The organism is Quadrisphaera granulorum, from assembly GCF_003149145.1.
Classification (GTDB): domain Bacteria; phylum Actinomycetota; class Actinomycetes; order Actinomycetales; family Quadrisphaeraceae; genus Quadrisphaera; species Quadrisphaera granulorum.
On the sequence record NZ_QGDQ01000014.1, the window covers coordinates 56,473 to 72,941 of the forward strand.

The window sequence follows — 16,469 nt, forward strand, 5'->3', positions numbered from 1 at the left end:
GTGCCGGCTCAAGGGCCGGTTCATCTGCTGGCCCGCTTGCCATCCGGCAGGCGGGCCAGCAGTGCGTTCACCCCTCGAACGGCGACCCGCCACCCGAGGAGGAACACCGCCAGGACGACGGCGCTCACCACCACGAAGCTGGGTGCGCTGCCCTGGCCGGACACCAGGCGCAGCAGGTGACCGCCCACCAGCGTGCCGGCCCACACGGCCAGTCCTGCGGGGACGACGGCGAGCGGCGCCCAGCGACGCAGCGTCATTCCCCACCAGCCGACGGCGAGCCAGCCGAGCGCGAGCCCGGCCAGGAACGGCCACGCGGTGTGAGTGAGGCCCGCGAGGGCGTCGGCCTCGCCGTGGGAGCGGCGACCGACCGCTGCGAAAACGAGCACGAGGACGACGTCGGCGAGCAGCGCTAGCAGGAACCCCGCCCTCGTCGTCGTCGGAGTCGTGCTGGTGGTGGGGCCTGCCGCGCGCCGGATCACTGCACGAGCCTAGGCTGACGACGATGAGCGTTCGCCGGGTCGTGGGCATCGAGACCGAGTACGGCGTCTCGGCGCCGGGCAACCCCGGAGCGGACCCGGTGACCCTGTCCAGCCAGGTGGTGGCGAGCTACGCCGCCCCCCTGGTGTCGGGGCGCCGCACGGGCCCCCGGTGGGACTACGAGGACGAGGCGCCCCTGCGTGACGCCCGGGGTTACGAGGTGCCGCGCAGCGCCGCCCACTCCAGCCAGCTCACCGATGCCCCCGGGCGCCGGGAGGTCGGCGACGGCTCCGCGCTGGGTGGTTCGGGCGGGTCTGGTCTGGGGGAAGACGCCGCCAGCGCCAACGTCGTCCTCACCAACGGTGCTCGCCTCTACGTCGACCACGCCCACCCCGAATACTCCTCCCCGGAGGTCACCGGGCCGCGGGCCGCGGTCCTGTGGGACCGCGCCGGGGAGATGGTCATGCGGCGGGCCGCGCAGCGGGTGGCCTCGTCGCCGGGGCTCGACCCGGTAAACCTCTACAAGAACAACACCGACGGCAAGGGCGCCTCCTACGGCACCCACGAGAACTACCTCATGGCCCGGTCCACGCCGTTCGGGGCGATCGTGCGGGGTCTGGTGCCGTTCTTCGTGAGCCGCCAGGTGGTGTGCGGCGCCGGTCGGGTGGGGCTGGGGCAGCGCGGTGAGGCGGCAGGGTTCCAGCTGTCTCAGCGGGCCGACTACTTCGAGACCGAGGTCGGGCTCGAGACCACCCTCAAGCGGCCCATCATCAACACCCGCGACGAGCCGCACGCCACCGCCGACAGGTACCGGCGGCTCCACGTGATCATCGGTGACGCGAACCTCTGCGACGTCGCCACCTACCTCAAGCTGGGCACGACGGCGCTGGTGCTCGACATGGTCGAGGCCGGCACCGCTCCGGACCTGGTGGTGTCCGCGCCCGTGGCGGAGCTGCACGCCGTCAGCCACGACCCCTCCCTGCGGCACCGGGTGCGGTTGTCCGACGGCAGCGAGCTCACCGCGGTGCAGCTGCAGTGGCGGTACCTCGAGGCGGCGCAGGCGCACGTCGCGAGCCGCGGCGGGGGTTCCGACGACGCCGCGCGGGCCGAGACCGCCGACGTGCTCGCCCGCTGGGAGCGGGTGCTCACCGACCTCGAGGCCGACCCGTTCCGGCTGGCGGGTCAGCTCGACTGGGTGGCCAAGTTGCGGCTGCTCCAGGGCTTCCGTGACCGTGACGGCTTGGAGTGGAACGCGCCGCGGCTGGCGCTCATCGACCTCCAGTACGCCGACGTCAACCCCGCCAAGGGCCTGCACGCCCGGCTGCGGGCGCGCGGCGCGGTGGAGGAGCTCGTCACGGACGCCCAGGCGGAGGCCGCCAGCACCGAGCCCCCGGAGGACACCCGGGCGTGGTTCCGCGGCCAGTGCCTGGCCCGCTACTCCCGCGACGTCGCCGCTGCCAGCTGGGACTCGGTGATCTTCGACGTCCCCGGCCGTGGGGCGCTCCAGCGGGTGCCGATGCTGGAGCCGCTGCGCGGCACCCGCGCCGGTACCGAGGCGCTGCTCGACCGTTGCCCGGACGCCGCCGCCCTGGTGGACGCGCTGTCCGGGCGCTGATCCTCTCGGGCGCTGACTCTCTCGGGTCAGCCCTGGAGCGCTCGCTCCAGGTTGGCGACCAGCTCGGTGTTCACGCGCTTGAGCCCGAGTGGAGCGAAGGTCCGCTCGAAGAAGCCCTTGACGCCGCTGGCGCCGTCCCACGTCGTCGTCGTGGTGACGGTGCACGACCGCTTGCCCGACGGGACGACCGTCCACCGCGTCACCATGGACGAGCGGGTGTCGCGCTCCACGAGGGTGCCGTCCTCCTCCTCGGTGACTTCGACGAGCTGCTCGCGTACGCGGCTCTTTGTCGCCTGGAACCGCCACCCGACCGTCGTGCCCGCGCCGGTGCCGCCGGCCTCTACGCGGTACTGGCTGTAGGCCTCCGGCATGGCCTCGCGGCGGGCCCCGGTGTAGTCGGCCAGGGCCGTGCGCAGCTGGTGGGCGGGGACGGCGGCGGTGTGCTCGCTGGAGGCGGTGACGCGGGGACTCATACGCCCATTCTCCCCGAGGGGATCACCGGGCCAGCGCCCCACCTCTCACGGCGATCACCGCGATCACCGCGATCACGGGGCGAGCGTGGTGCCGAGGCGCTGGAGCTGGTCGTCGTTCAGCGCGAGGCGGACCGCAGCGGTGTTCTCCTCGAGATGGGTGACGGACGTGGTTCCCGGGATCGGCAGGACGTGGGGCGCCCGGTGGAGCAACCACGACAGCGCGACCTGGGACCGCGTGGCTCCCAGCTCAGCGGCGACCGCGTCGACCGCACTTCCCGGGCGGGCGAGATCGCCGATGGCCAGGGGGAAGAAGGGGATGAAGGCGACCCCTGCGTCGAGGCAGTGGTCGAGCAGTGCCTCGTGGTGGCGCTCGGCGAGGTTGTAGTGGTTCTGCACCGACGCGATGGGCGTGACCCGTCGGGCCTCCTCCAGCTCCTCGACGGTGACCTCGGACAGACCCACGTGGCGGACCTTCCCCTGTTCGCGCAGCTCCGCCAGCGCCCCCACCTGGTCAGCGAGGGGGTAGGCGGGGTCGAGCCGGTGCAGCTGGACCAGGTCGAGGGTCTCGGTGCGCAGCCTCCGCAGGCCCAGCTCCACCTGCTGCCGCAGGTAGGCGGGATGACCGAGCGGCACCCATTCCGTGGGCGACGGACGGAGGTGCCCGACCTTCGTCGCGATCACGAGGTCTTCCGGATAGGGATGCAGAGCGGCCGCGATGAGCGCCTCGTTCTCTCCCAGGGCGTAGGCGTCGGCCGTGTCAAGGAGCTGGACCCCCAGCTCGACCGCGCGCCGCAGCACGAGGACGGCGTCGGCGGGGTCGGCGGGTGCCCGCCAGATCCGTGCGCCCGCCTGCGTGCCGTCACCCGTCGCGTCGGTGAGGCGCATGGCCCCGAACCCGACCCGGCGGACGGAGGTCTCACCGCCGAGGAGGAAGACGTCATCGGGTGTGGCTGTTGCTGCGGTGGTCATGGCGATCACGCTAGGAACTGACACCAGTGTCAGCTGCAAGCCCGCGGGAGGCAGAGAGTGCACGGACACCCCGATGAGCTGTCCATCGGCGAGCTCTCCCGCCAGACGGGGGTCAGCGTCCGCGCCCTGCGGCACTACGAGAGCACCGGCCTGCTCGACGCTGTGCGCACCACCGCGGGGCATCGACGGTTCCGTCGCGCCGACGTCGAGACCGTGCGCCGGGTGAAGCTGTTCCTGGCGGCGGGACTCCCGCTCGCCGTCGTCGACAAGATCATCGACTGCTTCGAGGACGGCGGCGCGCAGCTGCACCCGTGCGTGCTGGACCACCTTCGCTCTCACGCGGAGGCCGTGTGCGCCCGCCTCGAGGCGCTCGACGAGCAGCGGGACGCGCTCCGGCTGCTCGAGGAGCTCGTCTCGCCGGCGGCTCAGCCGGCGAGGGCACCGGTCGGCACCGGGCCGCCCGCCCACGGTGCGGGGCCCGAGGCGCCACGCAGTGCGAGCCCGTTGATCTCGTAGACGTCGACGTCGTCGAGGCGGTCGCCCGCACGGTCGTCGTCGTCATCGTCATCGTCGTCGTCGCGGGCCTGGAGGGTCACCTGCTGGCCGACAAGACCGTCGAGTTCGGTGGCGAACGGCTCTGCCGTGCCGTCGCCGTCGTAGTCCTGGAGAGCGGGGGCCGTGAGGATCCACTCCGACGGGCCGAAGTCGACCTCGATGCCGTTGACGGTGAAGTCGTCGTAGCGGTCGTCAGCGTCACTCGGGTCGTCAGCGTCGTCGTCGTCGCGCTGCAGCACCCCCTGCACGGTCTGCAGCGGGGCGACCGCCGTGGCGGTCGCGGGGATCGTCGGCCCGTTGGACGCGGCGGTCCCACCGCTGCTGGCGGCCGGGGTCAGCCCGGGGACGGCGACGCTGCCGACCGTGCGGCTGTCGTCGCTGCCGCAGGCAGACAGGGCGGCGGCACCGAGCAGGCCGGCGGTGACGAGGGCGAAGGTGCGCTGGCGGGTCATCTGCTGGGTCATCGTGTCCTCCTGGAGAGGGGTGGTGTTCCGGCACCAGCAACAGTTCCCGGCTCGTGTGGCGCCGACCTGTCGCGCACCTGACGCCTCTGTCATCTTCGCGCCAGGTGCGTGTCGGGGCAGGCCAGGCAGGATGTACGGCCATGGCGGTACTGGTGGTCGAAGACGAGGCGGGCATCACCGCCTTCCTTCGCAAGGGACTGGAGTCCGCGGGTTTCACGGTGCTCAGCGAGTCCAGCGGGCGCGCCGGCGCGCTCACCGCGCTCCGCGAGGACGTCGAGCTCGTCATCCTTGACCTCGGCCTGCCCGACCTCCCCGGAGAGCAGGTCCTCACGCGCATCCGCGCGGCGCGCCCCGCGTTGCCCGTCATCGTGCTGACCGCGAAGGACGCCGTCCCTGACCGCGTTGCCAACCTGGAGGCTGGTGCGGACGACTACGTGGTCAAGCCGTTCAGCTTCACCGAGCTCCTTGCCCGGGTGCGGGCCAGGCTGCGCCAGCCTGCCCAGCCGTCGTCGGTGGTCCTCAGCGCCGGTGGCCTCACCCTCGACGTCCGCACTCGTCGCGTGCGGGTGTACGAGGAGGGCGACGACGGCGCGGGGCACGCCCGCGAGGTGGCGCTCTCGTCGCGCGAGTTCGCCCTGCTGGAGACCTTGCTGCGCCACCCCGGCCAGGTGCTCTCCCAGGTGCAGCTGCTCGATCGGGTGTGGGGCTACGACTTCGACGGCGCCAGCAACGTGGTGGAGACCTGCGTGCGTCACGTGCGCCGCAAGGTGGGCGCCGAGCGCATCGAGACCGTCCGCGGCGCCGGGTACCGGCTGGTGGCATGACGCACGAGACCACCCGGCGCACCACCCACGGGGCGGTACGCCGGGGGGCCGCTCTGCACGTCAAGCTCACGGCGGTGGCGCTCGCGGTGATGGCGGCGACCCTCACGGGAGCGGCCCTCGCCACCGCCGAGCTGATCCGCGTCGGCGACCGCACCTCCCTCGACCAGCTCCTCCTTGACGAGACCGCCGTGCTCCAGCGCGACCTCCCGGACCTCGTCGTCCAGCAGGCGGGCGCCGACGGGGTGCTCACCTCCGAGGAGGCGGCGCTCGCTGCCAACGCCTACCTCGCGCTCCACGACGGCAGCGCCCGGCACATCGTCGTACTCCTCACCGAGGGGCGTCGGCAGCTCAGCAGCGGTCCAAGCGCGCTGGTGACGCTCGCTGGCTCCGAGGACGTGCCGCTCGGTGAGCCGGGCCGTGTGATGACCGTCCCGTCGGCTCTCGGCGACGTCCGCGTGCTGAACACCCCGATCGAGGTGGGCGGCCAGCGGATCGGCACCGCGCTGCTCCTCGGCTCGCTCGAACCGGGGCGCGCCCAAGCGCTCGACGCGCTGCAGCGCATCGCCCTGGCCGGCGGAGTGGGGCTTCTCGTCGGCGGGGCCGTGCTCGTCGTGGCAGTCCGGCGAGCCACCGCTCCGCTGCGTCACCTCGCGCAGGCCGCGCGGGCCGTCGACCTTGCCGCGCTGCCGGACCGGGTACCGCTGCTGCCCGGCGTCGCCCGCGGCGACGAGGTGGGCGTGGTGGCCCACGAAGTGCAGCGCATGCTCGACCGGATCAGCCGCGACGAGGCCCAACGCCGGCAGCTGCTGGCTGCCGTCTCGCACGAGCTGAGGACCCCGCTCGCCGTCGCCCAGGGTCACCTGGAGGTCTTCGAGCTCACCGCGGGCCGGGGCGGGACCGATCAGGACGACGACGCTGTGGCCGCCCGCGCCGCCGACGACGCCGCGGCCACCGCGGCGGTGCTGCGGCGGGAGCTCGACCGGCTGCGTCGCATCGTCGACGACCTCACCTCCGTCACGCGCGGCGGCTCTGCCGACGAGGCCGCGGCGGAAGCGGTGTTCGTGCCCGACCTGCTCGCGGCGGTCGCGGAGCGCGTGCGGGGGCTCGGTCTGACGGGCGTGCAGGTACAGGACGAGCGTGCCGCGCCCGCCGTCGTCGTCGTCGGCGACGAAGACCGGATGGTTCAGGCACTGCTGAACCTCGTGCTCAACGCCTGCACCCACACGCCGCCGGGCACCGGGGTGCGGGTAGCGGCGCGGCGCCGGGACGACGGATGGGTCGTGCTGGAGGTGGCTGACGACGGCCCGGGCCTGGACCCCGCGATCGCCGACGTCGCGTTCGAGCCTTTCGTGACGACGCGGGCCAGCGGTGACACCCGAGGCTCCGGGCTGGGGCTCTCGGTGGTGAGGTCGGTGACGCAGGCGCAAGGCGGCACGGTGGACCTGCGCACCGGGCCGACGGGGACGACGGTGGCGCTCGCCTTCCCCCTCGACGACGGTGATGACGACGACGGTGCTGGCGTGCGCTGAGGCTGAGCCGTCAGCTGTCGCCGAGCGTCGCTCCGGCGCGGCGGACGTCGGCGGCGAGCGTCGCGAGGCCCGGCAGCAGGTCGGCGGCGCTCAACCAGGGCTCGTCGAGCTCGAACTCGGGGTCCGCGAGGGTCTTCTCCAGGGCAGCGCGTACCGCCGGTTCGGCGCGCGGGTCATCGCGGCGCGCGAGTCCGAGGGCCGCCAGGCCACCGGTCTCACCGGGGGAGTCCAGCCGCCGGACCAGAGCATCGGCGACCGCCGGCGTGGCGGCGACACCATCCGGCTCGAGCTGCTCGGCGAGAGCGAAGACCGCCTGCTCGACGACGTCGTCGTCGCTGTCCGCGGTGGCGCTGACCAGGGTCTCGACCGCCCGCCGACCGGGGTCGCCCTGCACGATGCCGGGGTCGGAGCCCAGCGCCAGGGGCAGGCAGGCGACGGCCTGCCAGCGGACGTCGGGGTCGTCGTCGCCAATGAGGATCGTCAGGACGTCGAGCGCCGCGGCGGACGGACCGGCTGCCCCGAGGGCCTTCGCAGCGGCCCAGCGCAGGTCGGCGTCGTCGCCGGTGGACGCCTCCGAGGCATGTGCGGCCACCTGGTGACGGGCGCGCTCGCGCTCGTCGAGGGGCAGGGGGGAAGCGGGGCCGGCCAGCACCGCCGACAGCTCCAGGCCGACAAGCCGCGTCACGGGATCGGGGGAGGACCACCAGGTCGCGGCCTGGTCGAGAGCACGAGGACGACGGGCGTAGGCGGCCAGGGTCGCGGGGAAGGTGGCGCCGGTGCCCTCACGGGCCTCGAGCAGGTCTGCGGGGAGGCCTGCCACGGGTTCTGCGGGGAGCTCGTCGGGGGAAGAGGGTTGCGCGGGCACGGCGCCGATGCTGCCAGGCCCTGCGTCGATGTCACGCGCGAGCGGTCGCCCAGGGTGGTCGCACACGGTGACCAGAGGGTGATCGGACGGTGTGATCCTGCGGGTGCCCCTCGCGACGTCGGTGCCCGCGCCTACGATCGGCTCAGGACCGAGTTCGCTCGGCGCCTCACTGGCCAGCCGACACGTCACCTGGAAGGGGCAGCGATGCCAGGACAGGAGCAGCACCGCCCGTCGCGCCGCGACAAGGACGAGGTCGAGCACGAGGTCGAGCCCCTCCCGCGCTCCGGCTCGGGCACGGAGGAGGCGACGGCCTCGTCGGCCACCGACGACGTCGATGCCTTGCTGGACGAGATCGACGACGTCCTCGAGTCGAACGCGGAGCAGTTCGTCCGCCAGTACACCCAGAAGGGCGGCCAGTGACGGGAGCTCCGCTGCCGGCGGCGTTCACCACGCCCGGCAGCTCCTCGTTCACCGACTTCCTCGGCGCCCACGCCCCCGAGCTGCTGCCCGGGCGCCGCGCTGCCGCTGCTGCGCAGTCCACCCAGCACGACCAGCGCGCGGGCGAGCAGCTTGCTCCCCACGGCACGACGATCGTGGCCTTGACCTTCCCCGGTGGCGTGGTGATGGCGGGTGACCGTCGTGCCACGGCGGGGGCGATGATCGCCAGCCGCGACATCGAGAAGGTCTTCCCCGCCGACGCGTGGAGCTGCGTCGGCATCGCCGGGTCCGCGGGCCTCGCGGTGGAGCTGGTGCGCCTGTTCCAGGTGGAGCTGGAGCACTACGAGAAGATCGAGGGCGCCCTGCTCAGCCTCGACGGCAAGGCCAATCGCCTCGCCACGATGGTGCGCGGCAACCTCGGTCTGGCCATGCAGGGTCTCGCGGTGGTGCCGCTGTTCGCCGGGTACGACCTGGCCCGCGGCACCGGCCGGATCTTCAGTTACGACGTGACCGGTGGCCGCTACGAGGAGCACGAGCACCACGCCGTCGGCTCCGGCTCGCTGTTCGCCCGCGGGTCGCTGAAGAAGCTGTGGCGTCAGGGGCTCGACACGGACGGAGCGGTGCGGGTCGCCATCGAGGCCCTCTACGACGCCGCCGACGACGACTCCGCCACCGGCGGCCCCGATGTCGTGCGCCGGATTTGGCCCGTCGTCGCCGTCGTCACGGCCGAGGGCTACGTGCGCGTCAGCGAGGACGAGCTGGGTGGTGTGGCGGCCGCTGTCATCGCCGACCGCACCGCCGAGCAGGAAGGCCGCCGCCGATGAGCATGCCGTTCTATGTCAGCCCTGAGCAGCTCATCCGGGACAAGGCCGACTACGCCCGCAAGGGCATCGCCCGCGGTCGCTCGGTGGTGGTCGCCGAGTACGCCGGCGGCATCGCGTTCGTGGCGGAGAACCCGTCGAAGGCGCTGCACAAGGTGAGCGAGATCTACGACCGGATCGGCTTCGCCGCGGTCGGCAAGTACAACGAGTTCGAGAACCTGCGGGTGGCCGGCGTCCGCTACGCCGACCTGCGCGGCTACTCCTATGACCGCGCCGACGTCACCGCCCGTGGCCTGGCCAACGCCTACGCGCAGTCCCTCGGGGCCGTGTTCACCAGCGAACCCAAGCCGCTGGAGGTCGAGGTCGTCGTGGCCCAGGTAGGCCCCGAGGTAGGCACCGACCAGCTGTACCGCCTCACCTACGACGGGTCCGTCGCCGAGGAGCACGGCGTGGTGATCATCGGCGGCCAGACGGAGTCGGTGGTCGGTCCGCTGCGTGAGGGCTGGCGCGCCGATCTCGACCTGCCCGGGGTACTGGCGCTCGCGCTGCGGGCGCTGTCCGCCGATCCGGCGGGTGGCCCGGCGCGCACGCTCACCGCTGACCAGCTCGAGGTGGCCGTGCTGGAGCGCGCTCGCCCCCGGCGCACCTTCCGGCGACTGGAAGGACCGCTGCTGCAGGCGGTGCTCGACGGGAAGCCGGTTGCTGGAGCCCCTGCGGCTGCGACGGTTCCTCCGGCGACCGGTCACTCGGGGCTGCCGAGCGACACCGTCGACCTTCCCCCGGCCGACTGACCCGTCGCGCGGTTCCGGGCGCTGGGTGACTGGCGTGGGTGGATGGCGGCTGCGCCCTGCGCGGACGACGGACGCCGGTGAGGTGCTCGTGGTGTCGCTGGCGGCCTTCGTCAGCGAGGCGCAGCGCTACGGCGATCCACTGCTGCCGCCGCTGCGCGAGACGGTGGACGACGTCCGTGCCGCCATCGACGACCCCGCCCAGCGGGTCGTCGTTGCCGAGGCGGGCGCCTGGTCGGACTGGCGCCCCGACCGGATCCTCGGTGCCGTGCGCGTCCGGCTCGCTCTTGATGATGATGACGACGACGGCGGCGGTGAGGCCGGTGCTGCTGCGCTCGTCGGGCATGTGGGCCGGCTCGTCGTGGTCCCGGACGCGCAGGGGCGTGGTCTGGGGGCGGCGCTGCTCGCAGCCATCGAGGACGCCGCGAGGCGGGCCGGCGCGGTGCGGATGCAGCTGTTCACGGGGGTCGAGTCGGAAGGGCCGATTCGGCTGTACCAGCGCGCCGGTTACCGGGTGAGCGACCGTGAGGGCGATCTTGGGCGCGTCGATGACCGAGGCGTCCGCCTCGTCGTGCTCGCCAAGCCGTTGGCCTGAGCCGAGCACGGGGTCTGAGCCGAGCCCCCGAATGGATCAGAAGTCGGGTTCGTCGGGGAAGGTGATCTTCTGGCGGGCTGTGCGGGGTGTGCGCTCCTCGGGACTGGTGAGGAGGTCGAGGATCTGGCCGGGGGAGCGGTCGCTGCGGCGTCGTCCGCGCACTTCCTCTTCGGTGGGGTTGCGCGGTGGCCACGGCGTGGGCCGGTAACGCTCAGCGGGTAGCTCACGCCGACGTGGCCTGCCGTGGTAGCTGAAACCCAGCGGGGAACGCCACACCGACCCGCTGCGGTCGCAGCGCCAGTTCTGCCAGCGCGCACTCCAGCGCACCCACCCCTGGTCCAGGTCGTCGAAGGCGGGCAGGCCCGCGGCCCGGCGGGTGGTGTCGGTGCCGTGCTTGCGCAGGTGGTGACGGCGGCACTTGGGTTCCAAGTTGCACCGGCACGTGGTGCCGCCCCCGACGGCGGGCCCACCGGAGCGGAAGGCGATCACGTGGTCGACGTCGCAGCTTTGCGCCCGGCGCCGGCACCCGGGGTAGGAGCACTGCGTCCACTCCCGCCGCACCAGGCGGTCCAGCGCCGCTGGTGGGGTGTACCTGCCGCCGTCGACGTCGACCAGGGGACACCCGGAGGCCTGCACCGGGGTGCAGGTGCCCTCGGTGCACGGGTCGGTGGAGTCTTCGGCCGGGTCGCTGTCCCACCCCAGCGCCAGAGCATCAGCCAGCTCATCACCGGATCCGGCAGGGTCGCCAGCGGAGTCGCCAGCGAGCCTCTCGGCGGAGTCGCCGGCGAGCCTCTCGGCGGGGTCGCCAACGCAACCCTCCGCGAAGCCAGAGGGAGCACCGGACGCATCGACGACGACGTCGTCGTCATCGAGGTCGTCGACGTCGTCATCGAAGGGATCCCCGTGCAGATCGGGGAGCTGCTGGATCGGCCGGCCGTGGAACGTGGCCGCTGGGCCGGACCGGGCACCGGACCCACTGTCCCCACCACCGCCGCCATCACCCGGACCGCTACCACCCGGACCGTCCTCGGGACCCCGGGCGCCGTCGTCGTTGTTGTCGTCGTCGCCGTTGTCGTCATCTCCGCCGTCGTGGGGCTGGCTGCGGGGACCGGGCGGCGGGCCGGGGTCGGTCAACCACGAGGCGGGGTAGGTGTGACCGTCCACCGTGATCAGGTCACCGGTGAACGGATCAGTCAGCACCCGCCGCAACCGGCACCGCGACCAGACCAACCCCTGCCGCACCAACCACGCCGGCACCCACCCGTGCCCCTCCAACCACCCCGGCTGCTCATCGCCACCGCACAACGTCGACAACGCCGCGTGCATCTCCAACGACACCCGCGGACGCGGCGTCCCCGCCTCCGCCGGAGCCGCGTTCAACACAGCGGTGGCCAGCGCGTCGAAACGGTGCGCACCGATCCGGCGACGATCACGCACCACCACACCAGCACCCCCAGAGCCGCCAGCGCTGTCGGCGGTCGCGGCGTCTGCAGCGGCATCGGCGGCCTCGGCGTAGGGGTCACCACCATCAGCAGGCAGCCGCCCCTCGGTGATCGCCCGACGAGCCTGGGCCAGGTTCAACCCCGCCACCGCATCCACATGCTCGAACATCGCCGTCACCACCGGCGCGGGACCATCGATGATCAACCTGGCCATGCCATCGCGCAGAGGCACCTTGACCACCGACCGCGCAGACACCCTGCGCCGGCTACGGCGACGCACCGCCGCAGCATCCAACCGCGCCACCACCTCATCGACCACATCACCGAGCTCGGCGGTGGTGCACCCCAGCCCCGACCCGTCAGGACCGAAAACTTCCTCATCCAGCTCCCGCGCCAGCTGGGGATCCATGTCCTGGGTGCGATCAGCAACCACGCTCGCCAGCGCCAGGTCCAACCTGCCTGCTTCCAGGCGGGCCATCGTGCGCGGCAGGCACCCCACCAGGTGCTCCGCCAACCGCACCTGCTTACCCGCGCGGTAGTGCGTCCACGCCAGCAGCAGCGCCACCTCCGCCACCAGATCCGCCAACCCGGCGGCCTCCAACGCCTCCCGCTGACGACGCGCCGTCGACCCCTCCTGTTCAGAGTCATCGGCGTCCTCGGGGCAGGCGTCGGGGTGGTGCACCGCCGCCCGGTACAGCGGAGCCATCGCCGCCAGCACCCGGATCTGCTGACCCTGCCAGCGCCCCACCGAGGCCTGCGCCGCGCGTAGCGCCTCAGCGTGGGCGCGGGCGGCGTGCATCGCGGCCCGCTCGGCCACCACCGCCCGCACCCGACGCCGCTGGGCCTCATCAGCCTCCTGGGCCAACCAAGCCTCGAACTCGACCGCGGCACGCCGCTGAGCCTTGCGACGCTCGAAGGGATAGAACGCATCGGCCGGTGGAGCTTCTGGCGCTTCGGCCTGCCCGTCCTGCGCTGCGGAAATGTCGGAGACATCGGCGACATCGGAGATCTCGAGAGGCTCGTCGGGGATCTCGGCAGGGATCTCGGCGGGGAGCTCATCGGCGGCGGTCGCGACCCGCCAGTCACCCAAGGTCGGGTCCCAGCACCACTCCACCTCCGGCAGCGCCCGAGCGGTCAAGGCGAAGTCGATCAGAGTGGGGTCCATCCCAGCCGGACCAGGCAACCCGCGGCGGGCGACGTCCTTACGGGTGGCGGCGTGCACCCGCCGGGCTGGACCCCGCGGTGGTAGCAGTGACACCGCCGCGCGGCGGCGGCGTGCCTGGGTGCGGCTGCGGCGAGGACGCGCCGCACCCTCAGGGGCATCACCGCCGGCCGCAGACTGCGCACAGGCCTGCGCCTCGGTGGCTGCGGGGTCTTTCGGGTCGAGGCCCACAGGGGAGGCCGCACCATCGTCCACCGGGCAGCCAGCAGGGCTGCTCTCGGCGGTGTTCGCTGGCTCCTCCACGGCACCCATGGTACCGACAGGTGTTCGACAAATCAACATCAACAGGGCTCTGAGCTGGGACGATGCATCTGCTCCCAGAGGTCACAGTCGGCCCGTCGGCGACCTTAACCACCATCACCGACATCGGGTGGCTTGCGGACCCGCCCACGCGCCACCGCCCGACCGACGTACTGTGGCGAGCGTGGACCGCCGGATCCTGGGTCTGGAGACCGAGTACGGGGTCACCTGTGCTGCGGACGGCCAGCGACGTCTCTCCGCCGACGAGGTCGCCCGATACCTCTTCCGCAAGGTCGTGTCGTGGGGGCGGTCGTCGAACGTCTTCCTGCGCAACGGCGCTCGCCTCTACCTCGACGTGGGCTCCCACCCCGAGTACGCCACCCCGGAGTGCGACGACGTGCGCCAGCTCGTCATCCACGACCGTGCCGGTGAACGCATCCTCGAGGGCCTCACGGTCGACGCCGAGCGCCGCCTCGCCGAGGAGGGCATCGGCGGAGAGGTGTTCCTGTTCAAGAACAACACCGACTCCGCCGGAAACTCCTACGGCTGCCACGAGAACTACCTCGTGCCACGCGCGGGGGAGTTCTCGCGCCTGGCCGACGTCCTCATCCCGTTCCTCGTCACCCGCCAGGTGCTCGTCGGCGCAGGCAAGGTGCTGCAGACGCCCCGCGGGGCGGTCTACTGCCTGTCGCAGCGCGCCGACCACATCTGGGAGGGCGTCTCGAGCGCCACCACCCGCTCGCGCCCGATCATCAACACCCGCGACGAGCCCCACGCCGACGCCGACAGGTTCCGCCGCCTCCACGTCATCGTCGGTGACTCGAACATGTCCGAGACGACGACGATGCTCAAGGCCGGCGCGGTCGACATCGTGCTCCGCATGCTGGAAAGCGGCGTCGCCATCCGCGACCTGTCGCTGGAGAACCCCATCCGCGCCATCCGCGAGGTCAGCCACGACACGACCGGACGTCGGATGCTCAAGCTCGCCAACGGTGGTGAGGCCAGCGCGCTGGAGGTCCAGGAGGAGTACCTGGAGCGCGCCAAGGCGTTCATCGACGAGGAGGGCACCCGCAACACCACCGACAAGCGCGTGCTCGACCTGTGGGAGCGCGGCCTGCGGGCGGTCCGCGAGGGCGACCTGTCCCTGGTGGACCGTGAACTCGACTGGGTCATCAAGCTGAAACTCGTCGAGAGGTACCAGGCGCGCCACAACCTGGCTCTGTCCGATGCCCGCATCGCCCGCCTCGACCTGGCCTACCACGACGTCTCGCGCACCCGTGGGCTCTACAACATGCTGGCGGCGCGCGGCATGGTCGAGCGGGTGACCAGCGACATCGAGGTCTTCGAGGCCACCAGCGTGCCCCCGCAGACCACGCGCGCCCGCCTCCGCGGCGACTTCGTCAGGACGGCGCAGGAGAAACGCCGCGACTTCACCGTCGACTGGGTTCACCTCAAGCTCAACGACCAGTCGCAGCGCACGGTGCTCTGCAAGGACCCCTTCCGCTCGGTGGACGAGCGGGTGGAGCGCCTCATCAACAGCATGTAGCCGATCGGCCGGCAGACGGCCACAGGCCACCGATGTGCCGGATCACCCAGGTCCGTCGCGTAGCGTGCTGGGGTGCTTGCCGCTCGTCGTCGTCCTGCTCTCGTCGCCCTCCTGCTGGCCGGTGCGCTCGCTCTGAGTGCCTGCTCCGGGGGCGGGGGGGACGACGACGGCGCTGGCGACGGCGCGAGCAGCGCTGCCAGCAGCGCCGCCCCCGCCGCTGTCGGCAAGGCCGATCTCTCGAAGATCACCGTCACCCCGCCCGCCGAGGGCGCCACCGGCGCCGCCGCGGTGCCGGCCGTCACGGTCCCTGCCGGCTTCAGCACGGGCGAGACCACCACGACGGTCCTCTCCGAGGGCACCGGAGACCCCATCTCGGCGGGTGAGGTGGTCAGCGTCGAGTTCGTCGGGCTCAACGGGGCCAGCGGCAAGCAGTTCGGTGCCAGCAGCTGGAGCGGCAAGCCGGTGCAGTTCGTGCTCGGCCCCGGCGTCATCCCCGGGTTCTCCAAGGCCCTCGACGGCGCGAAGGTCGGCGACAGGGTGCTGACGGCCGTCGCACCCGTCGACGGCTACGGTCCACAGGGCGGTCTGCCCCAGGCGAGCATCGGCGCCAGCGACACGCTCGTCTACCTCATCGACGTGCTGGGCGTCTCGCCCGGCTGGGCCACGGGCACCCCCGAGACGGCCCCCCTGCCCGCAGGCGTGACGTCGGTCACGGTCGACCAGCAGACTCACGCGCCGACCATCGTCGTCGACAGCAAGGCCAGCCCGCCGACCCAGCTGGTCAAGCAGGTGCTCGTCACGGGTAAGGGCGCGCCGGTCCAGAACGGCCAACAGCTGACCATGCAGTACACGGGCGTCACCTGGTCCACCGGAAAGGAGTTCGACTCCTCCTGGAAGCGTGGCGCGCCGTTCGACTTCCAGCTCGGCGCGGGCCAGGTCATCAAGGGCTGGGACCAGGGGCTCGAAGGCGTGCCGGTCGGCAGTCAGGTGCTGCTCGTCATCCCCCCGGCCCTCGGCTACGAGGACAAAGCCCAGGGCGACATCCCCGCCAACTCGACCCTCGTGTTCGTCGTCGACGTGCTCGCGGCACAGTGAACCCATGAGCAACGCAACCCGTCCTGAGGTCGACCCGCCCGAGGGCCCGGCCCCCACCCAGCTCGTCATCACCGACATCACCGTCGGTGACGGCCCCGAGGCCACCCCCGGCGCCACCGTCACCACCCACTACGTGGGCGTCACCCACTCAACCGGCGAGCAGTTCGACGCCTCGTGGGACCGCGGCGAGCCGCTGAGCTTCCGCGTGGGCGTCGGCCAGGTCATCAAGGGCTGGGACGACGGCCTCCTCGGCATGCGCGTCGGAGGCCGCCGTCGGCTGGAGATCCCCTCCGACCAGGCCTACGGCAAGCGCGGCGCCGGTGGCGTCATCGGCCCGGACGAGGCGCTCGTCTTCGTGGTCGACCTCGTCGGCGTCCGCTGACGCCTCCCGAGACCTCCTGATCTCTCGGGGGCCCGTGGTGGGGGCCGCTCTCCGCGGCTCCCACCACAGTCCCCACCGCAGTCCCCACCGCCGCTCTCACAACGGTCTGTCTGCCGCGTGAGGGAAGTG

The 16,469-nt window shown here is 72.5% G+C and carries 17 protein-coding genes; 11 read left to right on the top strand and 6 right to left on the bottom strand.

The annotated features are described in order from the left end of the window. Positions 1-20 precede the first annotated feature (20 nt). Positions 21-476, bottom strand: coding sequence for a DUF3054 domain-containing protein (locus tag BXY45_RS12175; RefSeq protein ID WP_342799553.1), 456 nt, complete (start codon positions 474-476; stop codon positions 21-23). Between the two features lie 26 nt (positions 477-502). Between BXY45_RS12175 and dop the strand changes: the two genes are divergently transcribed. Then, positions 503-2,092, top strand: a complete 1,590-nt coding sequence (gene dop, locus BXY45_RS12180) for a depupylase/deamidase Dop (RefSeq protein WP_109774776.1) — start codon at positions 503-505, stop codon at positions 2,090-2,092. Positions 2,093-2,118: 26 nt separating this feature from the next. Here the strand turns inward: dop and BXY45_RS12185 are convergent, their stop codons facing one another. After that, complete coding sequence (locus tag BXY45_RS12185) at positions 2,119-2,565, bottom strand: SRPBCC family protein (RefSeq protein ID WP_109774777.1); 447 nt, start codon at positions 2,563-2,565, stop codon at positions 2,119-2,121. Positions 2,566-2,637: 72 nt separating this feature from the next. Beyond that, complete coding sequence (locus tag BXY45_RS12190; RefSeq protein ID WP_109774831.1) at positions 2,638-3,534, bottom strand: aldo/keto reductase; 897 nt, start codon at positions 3,532-3,534, stop codon at positions 2,638-2,640. 57 nt (positions 3,535-3,591) lie between these two features. Here BXY45_RS12190 and BXY45_RS12195 point away from each other — a divergent pair, with 57 nt between their 5' ends. After that, entirely contained in the window at positions 3,592-4,050 is a 459-nt protein-coding gene (locus tag BXY45_RS12195; protein ID WP_109774778.1) for a MerR family transcriptional regulator, read from the top strand. Here the strand turns inward: BXY45_RS12195 and BXY45_RS12200 are convergent. Further along, on the bottom strand, positions 3,960-4,553 hold the full coding sequence (locus tag BXY45_RS12200) for a hypothetical protein (RefSeq protein WP_109774779.1): 594 nt from the start codon (positions 4,551-4,553) through the stop codon (positions 3,960-3,962). The genes BXY45_RS12195 and BXY45_RS12200 overlap by 91 nt on opposite strands. 140 nt (positions 4,554-4,693) lie before the next feature. Here BXY45_RS12200 and BXY45_RS12205 point away from each other — a divergent pair, with 140 nt between their 5' ends. Together BXY45_RS12205 and BXY45_RS12210 are read left to right on the top strand one after the other, a co-directional pair. After that, entirely contained in the window at positions 4,694-5,377 is a 684-nt protein-coding gene (locus BXY45_RS12205; RefSeq protein ID WP_109774780.1) for a response regulator transcription factor, read from the top strand. Next, positions 5,374-6,906, top strand: a complete 1,533-nt coding sequence (locus BXY45_RS12210) for a HAMP domain-containing sensor histidine kinase (RefSeq protein WP_109774781.1) — start codon at positions 5,374-5,376, stop codon at positions 6,904-6,906. The genes BXY45_RS12205 and BXY45_RS12210 overlap by 4 nt, the downstream gene beginning before the upstream one ends. Before the next feature lie 10 nt (positions 6,907-6,916). On the opposite strand, the gene BXY45_RS22900 is transcribed toward BXY45_RS12210, so the two are convergent. Beyond that, complete coding sequence (locus BXY45_RS22900) at positions 6,917-7,771, bottom strand: HEAT repeat domain-containing protein (RefSeq protein ID WP_211319513.1); 855 nt, start codon at positions 7,769-7,771, stop codon at positions 6,917-6,919. A 204-nt stretch (positions 7,772-7,975) separates the two neighbouring features. Between BXY45_RS22900 and BXY45_RS12220 the strand changes: the two genes are divergently transcribed. The 4 genes from BXY45_RS12220 to BXY45_RS12235 are packed head-to-tail and all read left to right on the top strand — an operon-like array spanning position 7,976 to position 10,413. Then, positions 7,976-8,191 (top strand): ubiquitin-like protein Pup, encoded by a 216-nt coding sequence (locus BXY45_RS12220; protein WP_109774783.1) that lies wholly within the window; start codon positions 7,976-7,978, stop codon positions 8,189-8,191. Further along, on the top strand, positions 8,188-9,033 hold the full coding sequence (gene prcB, locus BXY45_RS12225) for a proteasome subunit beta (RefSeq protein ID WP_109774784.1): 846 nt from the start codon (positions 8,188-8,190) through the stop codon (positions 9,031-9,033). Before BXY45_RS12220 ends, prcB begins: the two co-directional genes overlap by 4 nt. Beyond that, complete coding sequence (prcA, locus tag BXY45_RS12230) at positions 9,030-9,821, top strand: proteasome subunit alpha (protein ID WP_109774785.1); 792 nt, start codon at positions 9,030-9,032, stop codon at positions 9,819-9,821. Before prcB ends, prcA begins: the two co-directional genes overlap by 4 nt. Before the next feature lie 34 nt (positions 9,822-9,855). Continuing rightward, positions 9,856-10,413: a GNAT family N-acetyltransferase gene (locus tag BXY45_RS12235; RefSeq protein ID WP_109774786.1), complete on the top strand. Its 558-nt coding sequence runs from the start codon at positions 9,856-9,858 to the stop codon at positions 10,411-10,413. Between the two features lie 36 nt (positions 10,414-10,449). Here BXY45_RS12235 and BXY45_RS12240 read toward each other — a convergent pair whose 3' ends face one another. After that, positions 10,450-13,320, bottom strand: coding sequence for an HNH endonuclease signature motif containing protein (locus BXY45_RS12240; protein ID WP_146211176.1), 2,871 nt, complete (start codon positions 13,318-13,320; stop codon positions 10,450-10,452). Positions 13,321-13,501: 181 nt separating this feature from the next. On the opposite strand from BXY45_RS12240, the gene pafA reads away from it, so the two are divergent. From pafA to BXY45_RS12255, 3 genes are all read left to right on the top strand, one after another. Beyond that, positions 13,502-14,863: a Pup--protein ligase gene (gene pafA / locus BXY45_RS12245; protein ID WP_109774832.1), complete on the top strand. Its 1,362-nt coding sequence runs from the start codon at positions 13,502-13,504 to the stop codon at positions 14,861-14,863. A 72-nt stretch (positions 14,864-14,935) separates the two neighbouring features. After that, entirely contained in the window at positions 14,936-15,958 is a 1,023-nt protein-coding gene (locus tag BXY45_RS12250; protein WP_109774788.1) for an FKBP-type peptidyl-prolyl cis-trans isomerase, read from the top strand. 4 nt (positions 15,959-15,962) lie between these two features. Further along, a complete protein-coding gene (locus BXY45_RS12255; protein WP_109774789.1) occupies positions 15,963-16,340 on the top strand; it encodes an FKBP-type peptidyl-prolyl cis-trans isomerase in 378 nt (125 codons plus the stop codon). The last annotated feature ends 129 nt before the right edge of the window (positions 16,341-16,469 follow it).